This is a genomic window from Plantactinospora sonchi (assembly GCF_036422035.1).
GTDB classification, from domain to species: Bacteria; Actinomycetota; Actinomycetes; order Mycobacteriales; family Micromonosporaceae; genus Plantactinospora; species Plantactinospora sonchi.
Map to the genome: position 1 here is coordinate 16,950 of NZ_JAZGQK010000002.1, position 15,425 is coordinate 32,374.

Consider the following 15,425-nt stretch of genomic DNA (forward strand, 5'->3'; position numbering starts at 1 on the left):
AAGAGCAATGATCAGGAGGAGACCGATGAGCGATCCCCAGTCGACCAAGCCGACGCTCACGACCCGTCAGGGTCACCCCGTCCACAACAACCAACAGCAGCGCACCGTGGGGTCGCGTGGGCCCGCCACGCTGGAGAACTACCACTTCCTGGAGAAGATCAGCCACTTCGACCGGGAACGGATCCCGGAGCGGGTGGTGCACGCCCGTGGTTTCGTTGCGCACGGTGAGTTCGAGGCGTACGGCACGATCGGTGACGAGCCGGCCTCCACCTACACGAGGGCCAAACTCTTCCAGACCAGCGGCAAGATCACCCCGGTCACGGTCCGCTTCTCGACCGTGATCGGCGGCCGGGACTCCTCCGAGGCGACCCGGGACCCCCGCGGCTTCGCGGTGAAGTTCCGCACCGACGACGGCAACTGGGACCTGGTCGGCAACAATCTGCCGGTCTTCTTCATCCGGGACGCGATCAAGTTCCCGGACGTGATCCACGCGCTGAAGCCGGACCCGGTGACCTTCCGACAGGAGCCGAACCGGATCTTCGACTTCATGTCCAACACCCCCGAGTCGATGCACATGCTGACCTGGCTGTTCAGCCCGCGTGGCATCCCCGCCGACTACCGCCGCCAGGACGGGTTCGGCGTCAACACCTACCGGATGGTCAACGCCGCGGGTGAGGGCGTACTGGTCAAGTACCACTGGAAGTCGCAGCAGGGCATCGAGTCGCTGACCGAGGAGCAGGCGGCGGCGATCCAGGCGACCGAGTTGGGCCACGCGTCGAAGGACCTCTACGAGGCGATCGAGCGCGGCGAGTACCCGAAGTGGGAACTCAACGTCCAGATCATGAGCGACGACGAGCACCCGGAGCTGGACTTCGATCCGCTGGACGACACCAAGACCTGGCCCGAGGACCGGTTCCCGCTGCGGCCGGTCGGGATGATGACGCTGAACCGTAACGTCACCAACTTCCACAACGAGAACGAACAGATCGCGTTCGGTACCGGCGTACTGGTCGACGGGCTGGACTTCAGCGACGACAAGATGCTGGTCGGCCGGACGTTCTCCTACTCCGACACCCAGCGGTACCGGGTCGGCCCGAACTACCTCCAGCTGCCGATCAACCGGCCGCGCGAGGACGTCCAGGTAAGTACCAACCAGGACGGTGGACAGATGTCGTACGGCGTGGACAACCGGGGCGCCAACCCGCACATCAACTTCGAGCCCTCCTCGGTCGCCGGTCTCGCCGAGGCCGACGAGTCGTACCGGGAGTACCGCCCGCACGTCTCGGGACAGCTCATGCGGGCGCCGATCGAGCGGCAGAACAACTACGGCCAGGCCGGCGAGCGCTACCGCACCATGCCGGACTGGGAGCGGGAGGACCTGGTGAAGAACCTGGTCAACCTGCTGGGCCAGTGCGACAAGCACATCCAGGAGCGGATGGTCTGGCACCTCAGCCAGTGCGACGAGGACTACGGACGTCGGGTCGCCGACGGGCTCGGCCTCGTGGTCAGCGCCTGATCCAGCCGGCCTCGAGCCGGGCGGCCCCCGCCCCCGCTCCCGCCTGTTCCGACCTGATATCGGGCGCGGGCGGGGGCGGTGACCGACTACGATCGCCGCCATGACGCGCCGACATTAATTCCCACCCAGAGGCCGGTGCGGCCCGTGCTGCCGCGCCCCGCCGGGACCTTTCGTGACTCCGAGTCCGAATCGTCCCCACGGGAAGGCCTCATGTCCGTCACCTCTTCTCCCACCGCGCCCGAGAGCCGGGCGCGGCGGCTCGCCGTCACCTACCACCTGTACGTCTTCCTCGACGACTTCGTCCTGCTCTATCCGGTGTACGCGCTGCTGTTCACCGACACCGGACTCTCCGTCGCGGAGATCTCGTCACTGTTTGTGCTCTGGGCGCTGAGCGGCCTCCTGCTGGAGGTCCCGTCCGGTGTCGTCGCCGACGCCGTGTCCCGGCGGCTGCTGCTCGGCGCCGCACCACTGTTCGGCGCGCTCGGCTTCGCGCTGTGGGTGGCGGCCCCGTCGTACGGCGCCTTCGCCGTCGGCTTCCTGCTCTGGGGCGTCCGGGGTGCCCTCCAGTCCGGAGCCGCCGAGGCGCTGCTGTACGACGAACTCGACCGGCTCGGCCTCGCCGGACGGTACGGACGGTTGATCGGCCGGGCCACCACGACCGGGCTGGTCGCCGTTCTGCTGGCCACCGCGGTCGCGGCCCCGGTCTTCGCCGCCGGCGGTTATCCGGCGGTCGGGGCGGCGAGCGTGCTCGCCAGCCTGCTCTGTGCCGTGGCCGGGTTCGCGCTGCCCGAGCACCGGTCCACCGCGGCCCCGGCCCCGGTCGCGACGGCGGGAGCCGGGACGACCGGTCCGGCTCCCGGTGTCGGGGGCGGCGGTGTCCACAGGGGTGACCCGACCAGGGAGGGTGACCCGCCGGATGAGGTCGCCGAGCCGTCCGGCTGGCTCGCCGTACTGCGGGCCGGGCTCACCGAGGCCAGGACCAACCCGCCGGTACGACGGGCACTGCTGCTCCTCGCCGTGATCAGCGGCATCTGGGGCGGACTGGAGGAGTACACGTCGTTGCTGGCCGGGGAGGTTGTCGCGGCGCCGACCGTACCGCTGCTGGTGCTGCTCGTCTGGGCCGGCGTCATGCTCGGCGGACTGCTCACCCCGGTCGGTCAGCGCCTCGGGCGCGGCTGGTTCGCCGCGACCGTGGCACTCGCGGCGGGTGCCCTGGCCGTCGGGGCGCTCAGTGGCCGACCGTCGGGGTTCGTGCTGATCGCGCTGGCGTACTGCGCCCTGCAGATGGTGGGCCTGGTCCTCGACGTACGGCTGCAGGAGAGCATCAGCGGGCCGAGCCGGGCCACGGTGACCTCACTGGCCGGACTCGGCACCGAGTTGATCACAATCACCCTGTACGGCGGATACGCGTTCGCCTCCGGGTTCGCGGGACACGGCGGGGTCGTCGCGCTCTGCGCGGTGCCGTACCTGGTGGTGGCGATGGTGCTGGTGCGGGTACCGGGCAGCGGACGGTCCGAGCCCGCCTCCCGGGTCGCGTCAAGAGCCGCGAGGACGGAGTGAGAACGTCACTTGTCGATCCGATCCGACCCCGGGGCCCACCGGACGTACCCTCGTCCGGTAGTGCGCCGGCCCTCGATTACGTATCCTGCCGAAGGCACGCGCGCCCGCGACCCTCGACTCTGGCCGGAGCCGCGGGCCGCCGGTCCGGGTGTCGGCCCCTGACGCATCCCCTCCGGCGAGGTCTGATTGGAAACCCAGAACTGGCCGATCCGCTCGAAGATTGTCGCGCTGGTCGCCGTGCCGATCGCCGCACTGATGGCGCTCTGGATCTTCGCGACCACGCTCACCGTGGGGCCGGCGTCCAGTCTGCTCGCCGCGCGGACACTTCTCGACGGGATCGGCCGACCTGCCGAGGCGCTGGTCCTCGAACTGCAGAAGGAACGGCGGCTGTCGGTGATGAGGCTGGCCGACGGTGCCGTCGCGCCGGCCCTCACCGACCAGCGGGTCCACACCGACCAGGCGATCGCGGCGCTGCGCCGGCAGGCGTCGAGCGGGGACGTCCGGGACAGCACCAGCCAGGTACTCGACGCCCGGCTCGACCAGCTGCTCACCGCCGTCGCGACGCTGCCGTCCGGTCGCGGCTTCATCGACGGGCGGAGCGTCGACGCGACCGGCGCGCTGGGCCTCTACAGCGGCATCATCGACGCGGCGTTCCGGACCTTCTCCGCGCTGCAGGCGCTGCCCGACGAGACGCTGGCCCGGGAGGCCGGCGCCCTCACCGACCTCGGGCGTGCCCGCGAGGTGCTCGCCCAGGCCGACGCGCTGCTCGCCGGGGTCTTCCGGGCCGGTCGGTTCGGGCCGGGTGAGCACACCCAGCTCGTCCAGATCATCGGCACCCAGCGGTTCCTCTACGCCTCCGCGATCGCGGAACTGCCGGACGCCGACCGGACCGACTACCAACGCCTCACCGAGGCGGAGCCGTTCGTCCGGCTCCGTGCGATGGAGGACGACCTGATCGGCCGGGGACGTGGCGGCGCCGCCGCGCCGGTCGACTCACAGGCCTGGCAGACCAACTACGAGACCGTGCAGCAGCAGCTGCGGGAATTCGAACTGACCGGCGCCGAGGCACTCACCGCCCGGGGCCGCCCGGTGGCGGTCAACATCCTGGTCCGGTTGGGACTGGCCGGCCTGCTCGGACTCGTGGCGGTGCTGGCCTCCGGCTTCATCGCGCTACGGATCGGCCGGTCCCTGGTCCGACGGCTGACGAGCCTGCGGGCGGTCGCCCTGACCATGGCCGACGAGCGACTTCCCGACGTTGTCGGCCGGCTGCGCCGGGGCGAGCACGTCGACGTCGCCACCGAGGCGCCGCCGCTGGACTACGGGCGGGACGAGATCGGCCAGCTCGGCCAGGCGTTCAGTGAGGTGCAACGGACCGCGATCAGTTCGGCGGTCGACGAGGCCGCGCTGCGCAAGAGTCTCCGGGACGTGTTCCTCAACATCGCCCGGCGTAGCCAGACCCTGCTGCACCGGCAGCTCGCCCTGCTGGACAGGATGGAACGACGGGTCACCGAACCGACCGAGCTGGCCGACCTCTTCCGGCTCGACCACATGGCGACCCGGATGCGGCGACACGCGGAGGACCTGGTCATCCTGGCCGGTGCGACGGCAGGGCGGGGATGGCGCAATCCGGTCGCCATGGTCGACGTGATCCGGGGCGCGATCTCCGAGGTCGAGGACTACGCGCGGGTCGAGCTGGGCAACGTCCCACCGTCGGCGGTCACCGGGCCGGCGGTCGGTGACGTCATCCACCTGCTCGCCGAACTGATCGAGAACGCCACCTCGTTCTCGCCGCCGCACACCCGGGTCCGGGTCACCGGCCAGACGGGGGCCAAGGGCTACACGGTCGAGATCGAGGACCAGGGCCTGGGCATGAGCGCCGAGGCCATCGAGGAAGCCAACCGACGGCTCGCCGAACCACCCGAGTTCGACCCCGCGAACAGCGCCCGACTCGGGCTGTTCGTCGTCGCCCGGCTCGGCGCCCGGCACGGCGTACGGGTACGTCTCCAGTCGTCCCCGTACGGCGGAATCACCGCCACCGTCCTGGTCCCGAGCGACCTCGTGGTGCCGGAGAGTGCGGTGCCGGCACCCCGGGACGGGGCCGCCGCCACGCCACCGGCCGGGGACGGCCCCGACGTGCTGCCGCAACGCCGCCGCGACCAGCCGACCCCGACGTCAGGTGGCGGACCGGCGGAGTCCGGACCGGAGCCGGCGGACGGTGTGACCGCCCGGCCGGCCGCGTCGCCGGAGCCGGAGCCGCGTCCGGCGTCCGCCCTCGGACCGCGACGGAAGGCGGGCGCGGCCCTCGACGCGCTGATCGCGTCGGCACCCGCCGGCAGGTTCGGTGAGGTGCGGCGGACCACCGACGAGATGCCGGCCGACGACGTGGTCCCGGGTACGCGGCGGCCCGCCGGTCCACCCGACACGCACGTCGGCGACCTGCCCGAGCCGGGTACGGCACACGACGGTGACGACGCCGGTACGACTGCCGGACGCCACCCCGACACCCCGCCGACCGGCGACGACGACACGGTGGTGATGCCGGCGGTCAGGGCCGACGGGCCGGTCCGGTCACCGGTGGCGCCAGCCGGCTCGGACGGGCTGCCCCGCCGTGTCCGGCAGACCAGCCTCGCGCCGCAGTTGCGTACCGCCGGCCCGGGAGCGGTCGGCACCGGCCGGACCCGGCCCGGCGTCGGCGGCACGACCGGGGCAGAGGGATCCGACCCCGACAACTCGGACGAGCCGTCGCCGCGGTCGCCGGAGCAGATCCGGGCGGTGATGGCAGCATTGCAGTCTGGTACGGCACGAGGTCGTCGGGACTCCGGTACGACACCGCCGTCGATCGGAACTCCCGATGTCACGGCCCGGGTCGCCGATCCGGGCGCCACCGATTCGGAAAGGGACGGGTGAGTGGTGCAGACAACGAGGCCGGGTGCGGATCTCAGCTGGCTGCTCGATGATCTCGTGGAGCGGGTACCGCCCGCGCAGCAGGCTGTGGTCCTCTCCGCGGACGGACTGCTGATGGCCGCGTCGGCGGGATTGGACCGGGAGGACGCCGAGCACATGGCGGCCATGGCGGCCGGATTCCAGAGCCTGGCCAAGGGCGCGAGCCGACACTTCCAGGCCGGGGCGGTACGGCAGACCGTGGTGGAGATGGAGGACGCCTTCCTCTTCGTGACCTCCGCCGGTCAGGGCGCCTGCCTGGCGGTGTTGAGCGGCTCCGCCGCCGACATCGGGGTCATCGCGTACGAGATGGCCATGCTCGTCACCCGGGTGGGCCAGAACCTGAGTGCGCCGTCCCGATCTCCCCGGGCGCCCGCAGATGCGGACTGACCAGTCGGATCCGGACCACGAATGGCTGGATGCCGAGGCCGGGCCGGTGGTTCGCCCGTACACGGTGACCGGTGGTCGGGTCGAGCCGGCGTCCGGCAGGTTCGACCTGATGGCGTTTGTGGTGGCCGATCCGCCCACCGACGACGGCACGCAGCCCCCGCAGCCGGAACAGCGGGCCATCATCGCGATGGCGCAGCAGCCGGTGGCGGTCGCCGACCTCGCGGCCGACCTCGACCTGCCGGTGGGTGTGGTCCGTGTCCTGCTCGGCGACATGCTCGCCAACGGGCTGATCTCGATGTACGAGCCGCCCGCATCGCGCCAGTTCCCAGACGACGACATTCTCAAGGCGGTGGTCAATGGACTCCGGGCTCTCTGACCGGACGGCGACCGGGCGGCGCATCCCGCTCGCGCTGAAGATTCTCATCGCGGGTGGCTTCGGGGTCGGCAAGACGACGCTGGTCGGTGCGGTGAGTGAGATCCGGCCCCTGCAGACCGAGGAGGTGCTGACCGACGCCAGCGCCGGTACCGACGACCTGTCCGGTGTGGAGGGCAAGCGGACCACCACGGTCGCGATGGATTTCGGCCGGATCACCATCAACGAGGATCTCCAGGTCTACCTGTTCGGCACTCCGGGTCAGGACCGGTTCTGGTTCCTCTGGGACGAGTTGGCGTACGGGGCGCTCGGGGCGGTGGTGCTCGCCGACACCCGCCGGCTCGCGGACTGCTTTCCGTCCGTGGACTACTTCGAGCGTCGGGGCATCCCGTTCGTGGTCGGGGTCAACTGCTTCGACGGCGCCAGGCGGTACAGCGTCGATTCGGTCCGCAACGCGCTCGACCTGGATCCCGAGGTGCCGATCCTGCTCTGCGACGCCCGTAGCCGGCAGTCCGGCAAGGCGGTGCTGATCGCGCTGGTGGAGCATGTCGCCCAGCGTCGCGGAGATCCGGTCCCGGCCGGTTGACCAGGGTGCCGGGCCGTCCGCCACCCCCGGTGGGTGGCCCGGGGCGACCGGTCGGACCGGTTTCAGTCGGTGACGAGCAGGACGTCCAGCCGGCGGGGGCCGTGCACGCCCTCCACCCGGTCCAGTTCGATGTCGCTGGTCGCCGACGGGCCGGAGACCATGGTGAGCGGTCGGGTCGGGTCGGCGAGCCGGGCGAGCGCGGCCGGCAGGCCGTCCACGACCTGGTCGACCCGGACCACACAGAGGTGGTGGTCGGGCACCAGGCTCAGCAGCCGGCGGCCCTGGTCCGGGCCGCCGTCCAGGATCAGCGTCCCGGTCCGGGCGATCGCCACCGCGCAGCCGGTGACCACGGCCAACCCCGGCGTGTCGAGGTCGGCCACGGTCAGCGGCTCCGGGTCGCCGTCCCGCCGGACCCGTCCCGGGTACGCCGAGAGCCAGTTCCCCGGCACCCGCCCCGGTACGGCGACGGTGGGAACCGGGCCCAGCAGGTCGGCCAGGGTCTCGGCGACCTCGTGGCGCCCGCAGAGTCGTACCGTGGCCCGGTAGTCGACCAGCCGGTCGACGAGCAGGTCGAGCAGGTCCCGGTCCGCTGTCGGGGGGCCGTCCGGCGTACCGGCGCGGTAGTCGCGGGGGACCGTCACCGGTGCGGTCGGTCGGGCGGCCCGGATCCGGGCCAGCACCTCGTCCCGGGCCGGGCCACCGGTCACCTCGGGCACCGTCACGGCTGTCCTCCCGGTTCTGCCGTGCCGTTCGGACCGGCCGCCCGGGTACCCCGCCGGTCCCGACCGGCCCACCAGTCCCGGAAGGTCTCGGCGGCCGGCAGCGGCGCGTCCCGGCTCGCCGTCCAGGCCGACAGCGGCCACGGCAGTCGCCGTACGCCCCGTCCGCGGGTGACCAGCCGCAGTGGGGCCGAGCCGCGCCGGGCGGCCCGCAGCGCCGCCGCGTAACGCCGCCGGTCCCGCATCACCCAGGACATCGTCCGCATCGCGGTCCGCTCCGCCGAGGGGCGTCCGCGACGCGCGTCCACCCCCCGCTGGCGCAGGTGGACCAGTACCTCCGGGATGTCGATCCGGACCGGGCAGGCGTCGAAGCAGGCGCCGCAGAGCGTCGAGGCGTACGGCAGGCTGCGGTTGGCACCGGCGTCCGGGCCGGTCATCTGCGGGGAGAGGATCGCGCCGATCGGACCCGGGTAGACCGAGCCGTAGGCGTGCCCGCCGACCCGCTCGTAGACCGGGCACACGTTCAGGCAGGCCGAGCAGCGGATGCAGCGCAGCGCCTGGCGCCCGACCGGATCGGCGAGGGTGGCGGTACGCCCGTTGTCGACCAGCACGATGTGCACGGCCTGCGGCCCGTCGCCCGGGGTGACCCCGGTCCACGTCGAGGTGTACGGGTTCATCCGCTCGCCGGTGGAGGAGCGGGGCAGCAGCTGCAGGAAGACCTCCAGGTCGCGGAAGGTCGGCAGCAGTTTCTCCACCCCGACCACCGAGATCAGGGTCTCCGGGAGGGTGAGGCACATCCGGCCGTTGCCCTCGGATTCGACGACCACCAGGGTGCCGGTCTCGGCGATGGCGAAGTTGGCCCCGGAGATCGCCACCCTGGCGCCGAGGAACTTGGCCCGCAGGTGTCGCCGGGCCGCCTCGGCGAGGGCGGCCGGCTCGTCGGTGAGCGTCGCGAGATCCACCCCGGGCATCCGCCGGGCGAAGATCTCCCGGATCTGCTGCCGGTTGTAGTGGATCGCCGGCACCAGGATGTGCGACGGGGTGTCGTCGGCGAGCTGCACGATCAACTCGGCGAGGTCGGTCTCCACCGCCGCGATCCCGGCCTCGGCGAGTGCCTCGTTGAGCCCGATTTCCTGGGTGGCCATCGACTTGACCTTGACCACCTCGGTGCTGCCGGTGCCCCGGACCAGCTCGGTGACCAGGGTGTTGGCCTCCTCGGCGTCCCGGGCCCAGTGCACGGTCGCCCCGGCGGCGGTGGCCGCCGCCTCGAACTGTTCGAGCAGCTCCGGCAGGCGGACCAGGACGTCGTCCTTGATCGCGGCGCCGGCCGCCCGCAGTTCGGCCCAGTCGGGGACCTCGCCGACCACCCGCAGCCGCTTGTCCCGGATGGTGTGGGTGGCCCGGCGCAGGTTGGCGCGCAGCTGGGTGTCGGCGAGTTCGCGCCGGGCCGCGGTCGGGAACGGCAGCGGCGCGACGATGTTGCCGGTACCGGTCGCCCCGCCGCCTCCGTGCTGGTGGGTCGCCCCGCCGGAGGTCGGGTCGCCGTCGCTCACCGTTGCTCCTCGGGGCCGGCGAGGATCTCCGCGTAGTGGATGGCGCGTACCGGTGCGTCGCCGTCCGTTGTCCGGTCCCGGCGGGACAGCCCGCCACCGATGTGCGCCAGGCAGGAGTTGTCGGCGGCGGCCACGTAGTCGGCGCCGGTGTCGCGGATCGCGCCGCACTTGTCGGCGAGCATCGCGGCCGACACGTCGGCGTTCTTCATCGCGAAGGTGCCGCCGAAGCCGCAGCATTCCTCGGCGCCGGGCAGCTCGACCAGTTCCAGCCCGCGTACCGCGCGCAACAGCCGCAGCGGGCGGTCGCCCAGCCGGAGCATCCGCAGCCCGTGGCAGGTGGGATGGTAGGTGACCCGGTGCGGGAAGGAGGCTCCCAGGTCGGTCTCGCCGAGTACGTCGACCAGCAGCTCGGAGAGTTCGTGGACCCGGGGGACGAGGTCGTCGACCGCCGCGGCCAGGTCCGGATCCCCGACCGCCAGCCGGGGGTACGACTCCCGGACCATCGCCACGCACGAGCCGGAGGGGGCCACCACCGCGTCGTACCCGGCGAAGGTGTCCACGAAGCCGCGCACCAGTGGCAGCGCCTCGGCGCGGTAGCCGCTGTTGGCGTGCATCTGCCCACAGCAGCTCTGCGCGGTCGGGAACTCCACGGTGTGTCCGAGGCGTTCCAGGATCCGCACGACGGCCCGACCGGTGCCCGGAAACATCAGGTCGTTGACGCAGGTGACGAAGAGGGCTATCCGCACTCGGGACCCCCACTTGTGAGGGCGGTGGCGGTCCGGAGCAGCCCGATCATGATCAAGGATCCTATCGGCTCGCCGGGTGGCGGCATAGGTTCGGCGGCCGGGCCAACTGGCCGGACTCGGTCAACGGGCTCTGGTTTGATCGTGCGGAGGAGCCCGATGGCGGGCCGGGGAACGGAGCGAGGATGTCCGGGGAGACCAACGGAATCGTCCATATCGGCTGTTACACGGCGGAGAGCGGAGGGCGGGGAACGGGTGTCGTCGCCGCCCGGCGCGACCCGGCCAGCGGCGGACTCGACGTACTGGGGGTGGTCGCGTCCACCCCGTCGCCGTCGTTCCTGGCCCGGCATCCCCGGCTGCCCGTGCTCTACGCGGTCAACGAGCTGACCGAGGGAACGGTGAGCGCGTGGACCATCCGTGACGACGGTTCGCTCACCGCGCTCGGTGTCCGGTCGACCGGTGGGGACAGCCCCTGCCACCTGGCGACCGACGCGGCCGGCGAGTTCCTGTACGTGGCGAACTACGGCAGCGGCAGCGTCTCGGTGCATCCGCTGGACCCGTCCGGTGCGCCGGGGGAGCGGACCGACCTGGTCCGGCACACCGGGCACGGTGCCGTACCGGACCGGCAGGAGGGGCCGCACGCGCACATGGTCTCGCCCGACCCGACCGGTACGTCGTTGTTCGTGGTGGACCTCGGCACCGACTCGGTGCACCGCTACCGCCGGGACGACGCCGGACGGTTGCACGCCACCGGCCGTACCGCGACCCGCCCCGGGACCGGTCCACGTCATCTGACCCGGCATCCGGACGGTCGACGGGCTTTCCTCGCCGGTGAGCTGGACGCCTCGGTGACGGCGTACGACCTGGACGGCGCCGACGGTCTGACCGAGCGGGGGCGGGTGGCGGCCAGCGACCGGTCCGGTCCGGTCCAGCCGTCGGAGATCACGGTCGGGCCGGACGGCCGTTTCCTCTACCTGGCGAACCGGGGTGTCGGCACCGTCTCGGTGTTCGACCTGGACGGTGACCTGCCCCGGTACGTCGCCGAGGTGGAGACGACCGGGGACTGGCCCCGGCACATCACGGTGCTCGGTGGGCACCTCTACGTGTCGGAGGAACGGTCCGGGGTGGTGGTCGTCCTTCCGGTCGATCCGGCGACCGGGGTCCCGGGACCGGCGACCGTCCGGCTGCCGGTGGCCAGCCCGACCTGTGTGCTCGGGAGCTGACCGCTCACCTGGCGCTTTCGCCCGGCGGGCCAGTCTTAAATCTCGAATAAGAATCCATAAGATCGAATTGCGGGTAGAGGTCGGAATCAAGCCATGATGGGCTACTTACCGGACAGTAAGGGATCGACCAGCTACCCAAAGTAAATCTTGCCTGTAACGACTTTGCCAGACGGCTAACATTCCGCCACCCTCCCCTGGCACGAACATCAAGAAATCCGCAAGATGGTCAGGTGCCTGGCCGCCATCGCAGACGTGGGAGTATCCGTGGGTTCGGCGCCATCGCCTCGGCGATGGCGCTCGCCCTCGTTGTGGTCGGAGGATGGTTCGGCTATCAGCAGTTCGCCGGACCGGACTGCTCGGGTGAGGTGAAACTCCCGGTCGCCGCGGCGCCCGAGATCGCGCCAGCCGTCCAGGCGACCGCCGCGGACTGGATGGCCGACGGCGCGGCCGTGGACGGGACCTGCGTGGTCGTCGAGGTCACCGCGAGCGAGCCGGTCGACGTCGCGGCCGCCATCGCCGGTCAGCACGGTGTCTCGTTGAACGGCATCGGGCAGGCGAGCGGTAACGCCGTACTGCCGACCGTGTGGGTGCCGGACTCCTCCACCTGGCTGCTGCGACTGCGGCAGCAGGCGCCGGGCTTCGAGCCGGAGAACGGTGCCTCGCTGGCGCGCAGCCCGGTCGTGCTGGCGATGCCCGAGCCGGTCGCCTCCACCATCGGCTGGCCGCAGAAGAAGCTCGGCTGGTCCGACCTGCTGCAAACGATCACGACCGGGACCCGGTTGCGGACCGGCATCGTCGAGCCGAGCCGGGACGCGGCCGGCCTCTCCGGACTGCTCTCGCTGGCCGCCGCCGCGCAGGCGTCGGGTGCCGAGGGAGGGACGGCGGAAGCGCAGCGGGTGACCACCGGAGCGCTGCGGACCCTGGCCACCGGTCGGGCGACCGTCCAGGAGGAGCTGATCGCCCGGTTCCCCCGCTCCACCGACGCGGCCGCTGTCGCGTCCGGCCTCGGTGCCGCTCCGCTCTCCGAAGAGGACGTCATCGCGTTCAACGCCAAGAAGCCGCCGGTGCCGCTCGCCGCCCTCTACCTGGACCCCGCGCCGCTGTCGCTCGACTACCCGTACGCGGTGATGCCCGGCGCCGAACCGGCCAAGGTCGACGCCGCCGCGCAGCTCTTCGCCACCCTCGGCACCGGGACCTTCCGGGGCCGCCTGGCCGGTCGGGGACTGCGTGGCCCGGACGGCACCTTCGGCGACGGCTTCTCGGCGCCGCGCGGCGCACCGAGCCCGGCGGGCACCGAACCGACGCCGACCGCCGCGCCGAACCCCGGCGGTACGGCGGCCGGCGGCTCGGCCGCCGTGCTCGAACGCACCCTGTCCAGCTGGTCGGTCGCCACCCAGTCGGGTCGGATGCTCGCCATCATCGACGTCTCCGGTTCGATGCTCAACGAGGTCCCGACCGCCAACAACGTCAGCCGGATGAAGGTCACCCTGGAGGCCGCCCGGCGTGGGCTGGGCCTGTTCGACGACTCCTGGGCGCTCGGGCTGTGGAGTTTCTCCACCGAACTCTCCGGCAGCCGGGACTACCGCCAGTTGGTGCCGATCGGACCACTCTCCAGCCAGCGCAGCAGGCTGGAGAGCGCACTCGCCGGCCTCCGTCCCAAGGAGAACGGCAACACCGGCCTGTTCGACACGATCCTCGCCGCGTACAAGACCGTCCAGGAGGACTGGGAGCCGGGCCGGGTCAACTCGGTGGTCATGCTCACCGACGGCAAGAACGAGGACGCCAGCGGCATCAGCGAGTCGGCGCTGGTCAACCAGCTGAAGGAGATCGCCGACCCGGACCGTCCGGTGCAGGTCGTGATCATCGGCATCGGCAACGAGGTCAAGCGCTCCGAACTGGAGTCGATCACCAAGACGACCGGCGGCGGTGTCTTCGTGACCGAGGACCCGGCGAAGATCAGCGACATCTTCCTCCAGGCGATCGCCCTGCGTCCGTCGGGCGCGCCGCGCTGAGCCCACCCGCCACGCCGATCCACCTCGCTGTTTCCACCGCCCCGGGCCGCGTCGACGGGCCCGGGGCGGCCCGCGTCGAGCGGCGCGGCTGAGCAGTTCCCCGACCGACAGCGCAAACAAGTGACAGTAATCTGTCGGAAGCTCTCCGTAATGCCCCCGGTACGCGAAGATGTCGAAGTGCCTCGGGCCGCTGGCTAGGAGAGCCGGCAGCTGATCGGGGCGCCCCCTGGGAGCGAGGGAGGGCCGGTGACGTCGGCGACTTTGCTGAGCCCTGCCACGATGCCTCCGGAGTCCACTCCGGGGGCATCCGCACGATCACCACGGGAGCGCCAGCGCAGCTACCTCCGGGCCATCCTCGCCCTCGACACCGTCATCCTGATCCTGGCGGTGCTCGGCGGCTACTTCGCCCGGTTCGGCGGCGACCAGGCCCGCGGCTCCGACATCCCGTACGTGATCGTCGGTCCGGGACTGGTGCTCGCCTGGCTGGTCACCCTGAAGGCGCTGCGCTGCTACGACCACCGGGTGCTCGGCTACGGCGCCGACGAGTACCGACGGGTCACCTCCGCCAGCCTCCGGCTCGCCGGCGGGATCGCGATCACCGGCTACATCGCCGACGTCGGAGTGTCCCGGGGCTTCCTCGGCATCTCGTTCGCGGTCGGCACGGTCGCCCTGGTGGTGGCCCGGTTCGCGGCCCGTAAACACCTGCACCGGGCCAGAGCCCGGGGCGAGGGATGGGCCCGCCGGGTCATGGTGGTCGGCGACACCGCCCACGTTCTGGAACTGGTGCACACGCTGCGGCGCGAGCCGTACGCCGGCTACCAGGTGGTCGGCGCCTGCATCCCGGACGCGCTGCTCGCCCCGGTGCCGCAGCGGCTCGGCGACGTACCGGTGCTGGGGTCGTTCCGGGCGATCGTCGACGCGGCGACCGCGATCAACGCCGACACCGTCGCGGTGACCGCCTGCACCGAACTGACCGCCACCCGGCTGCGTCGGCTCGGCTGGCAGCTGGAGGGCACCGGCATCGACCTGGTGCTGGCACCGGCGCTCACCGACGTCGCCGGCCCTCGGATCCACACCCAGCCGGTCGCCGGACTGCCGCTCATCCACGTCGAGGCGCCCGAGTTCCGGGGCGCCCGCAAACTCGTGAAGGGGTTCGTCGACCGCGCCCTGGCGTTCACCGCGCTGTTCGTCGCGCTGCCACTGCTCGCCGTCATCGCGCTGGCCATCAAGTTCGACAGCCGGGGACCGGTGATCTTCCGACAGGTCCGGGTGGGGCGGGGCGGCCGGGAGTTCGGCGTCTTCAAGTTCCGGACCATGGTGGTGAACGCCGACGCGTTGCTGGCCGAGCTGACCGCCAAGAACGAGACCGACGGCCTCATGTTCAAGATCCGCCACGATCCCCGGGTCACCCGGGTCGGCCGGCTGCTGCGTAAATGGTCCCTCGACGAACTGCCCCAGCTCGCCAACGTACTGCTCGGCCAGATGAGCCTGGTCGGACCGCGCCCGCCACTGCCCTCCGAGGTGGCCCGCTACGACGGCGACGTCGCCCGCCGACTGCTGGTGAAGCCCGGCATGACCGGGCTCTGGCAGGTCAGCGGCCGGTCGGATCTGAGCTGGGAGGACGGCATCCGGCTGGACCTCTACTACGTGGAGAACTGGTCACTCGCCGCCGACCTCACCATCCTCTGGAAGACCTTCGGCGCGGTGGTCCGCACCCGGGGCGCGTACTGAGCCTGCTCCGGGAGCCGCTCCCCGGAGGCTGAGGCTGCCGTACTTCTCCGCCGGATGCCAGATGCCGGATGCCGAGCGC

General features: G+C 71.8%; 12 protein-coding genes. 9 read left to right on the top strand and 3 right to left on the bottom strand.

Translation table 11 applies throughout. The features are described 5' to 3' along the window. Window positions 1-25 precede the first annotated feature (25 nt). The 6 genes from V1633_RS02270 to V1633_RS02295 all read left to right on the top strand — a co-directional run bounded on the left by V1633_RS02270 (window position 26) and on the right by V1633_RS02295 (window position 7,365). Window positions 26-1,516: a catalase gene (locus tag V1633_RS02270; RefSeq protein WP_331212435.1), complete on the top strand. Its 1,491-nt coding sequence runs from the start codon at window positions 26-28 to the stop codon at window positions 1,514-1,516. Window positions 1,517-1,726: 210 nt separating this feature from the next. Next, a complete protein-coding gene (locus V1633_RS02275; protein ID WP_331212436.1) occupies window positions 1,727-3,076 on the top strand; it encodes an MFS transporter in 1,350 nt (449 codons plus the stop codon). A gap of 186 nt (window positions 3,077-3,262) precedes the next feature. Continuing rightward, window positions 3,263-5,983 (top strand): sensor histidine kinase, encoded by a 2,721-nt coding sequence (locus V1633_RS02280; RefSeq protein ID WP_331212437.1) that lies wholly within the window; start codon window positions 3,263-3,265, stop codon window positions 5,981-5,983. Further along, entirely contained in the window at window positions 5,984-6,406 is a 423-nt protein-coding gene (locus V1633_RS02285) for a roadblock/LC7 domain-containing protein (RefSeq protein WP_331212438.1), read from the top strand. Continuing rightward, window positions 6,396-6,782 carry a DUF742 domain-containing protein gene (locus V1633_RS02290; protein ID WP_331212439.1) on the top strand — a complete coding sequence of 129 codons (387 nt, stop codon included), beginning with the start codon at window positions 6,396-6,398 and terminating at the stop codon, window positions 6,780-6,782. Before V1633_RS02285 ends, V1633_RS02290 begins: the two co-directional genes overlap by 11 nt. Then, complete coding sequence (locus tag V1633_RS02295; RefSeq protein WP_331212440.1) at window positions 6,763-7,365, top strand: GTP-binding protein; 603 nt, start codon at window positions 6,763-6,765, stop codon at window positions 7,363-7,365. Before V1633_RS02290 ends, V1633_RS02295 begins: the two co-directional genes overlap by 20 nt. A 62-nt stretch (window positions 7,366-7,427) precedes the next feature. Here V1633_RS02295 and V1633_RS02300 read toward each other — a convergent pair whose 3' ends face one another. The 3 genes from V1633_RS02300 to V1633_RS02310 form a co-directional block, all read right to left on the bottom strand. Continuing rightward, window positions 7,428-8,087: a LutC/YkgG family protein gene (locus tag V1633_RS02300; RefSeq protein WP_331212441.1), complete on the bottom strand. Its 660-nt coding sequence runs from the start codon at window positions 8,085-8,087 to the stop codon at window positions 7,428-7,430. Beyond that, window positions 8,084-9,562 carry a lactate utilization protein B gene (locus V1633_RS02305; protein WP_331212646.1) on the bottom strand — a complete coding sequence of 493 codons (1,479 nt, stop codon included), beginning with the start codon at window positions 9,560-9,562 and terminating at the stop codon, window positions 8,084-8,086. The genes V1633_RS02300 and V1633_RS02305 overlap by 4 nt, the downstream gene beginning before the upstream one ends. Before the next feature lie 71 nt (window positions 9,563-9,633). Then, window positions 9,634-10,383, bottom strand: coding sequence for a (Fe-S)-binding protein (locus V1633_RS02310; protein ID WP_331212442.1), 750 nt, complete (start codon window positions 10,381-10,383; stop codon window positions 9,634-9,636). A gap of 182 nt (window positions 10,384-10,565) precedes the next feature. Here V1633_RS02310 and V1633_RS02315 point away from each other — a divergent pair, with 182 nt between their 5' ends. The 3 genes from V1633_RS02315 (at window position 10,566) to V1633_RS02325 (ending at window position 15,346) form a co-directional block, all read left to right on the top strand. Next, window positions 10,566-11,603, top strand: a complete 1,038-nt coding sequence (locus tag V1633_RS02315) for a lactonase family protein (RefSeq protein ID WP_331212443.1) — start codon at window positions 10,566-10,568, stop codon at window positions 11,601-11,603. 290 nt (window positions 11,604-11,893) lie between these two features. Then, window positions 11,894-13,615: a VWA domain-containing protein gene (locus V1633_RS02320; protein WP_331212444.1), complete on the top strand. Its 1,722-nt coding sequence runs from the start codon at window positions 11,894-11,896 to the stop codon at window positions 13,613-13,615. Between the two features lie 246 nt (window positions 13,616-13,861). Next, a complete protein-coding gene (locus tag V1633_RS02325; RefSeq protein ID WP_407951947.1) occupies window positions 13,862-15,346 on the top strand; it encodes a sugar transferase in 1,485 nt (494 codons plus the stop codon). The last annotated feature ends 79 nt before the right edge of the window (window positions 15,347-15,425 follow it).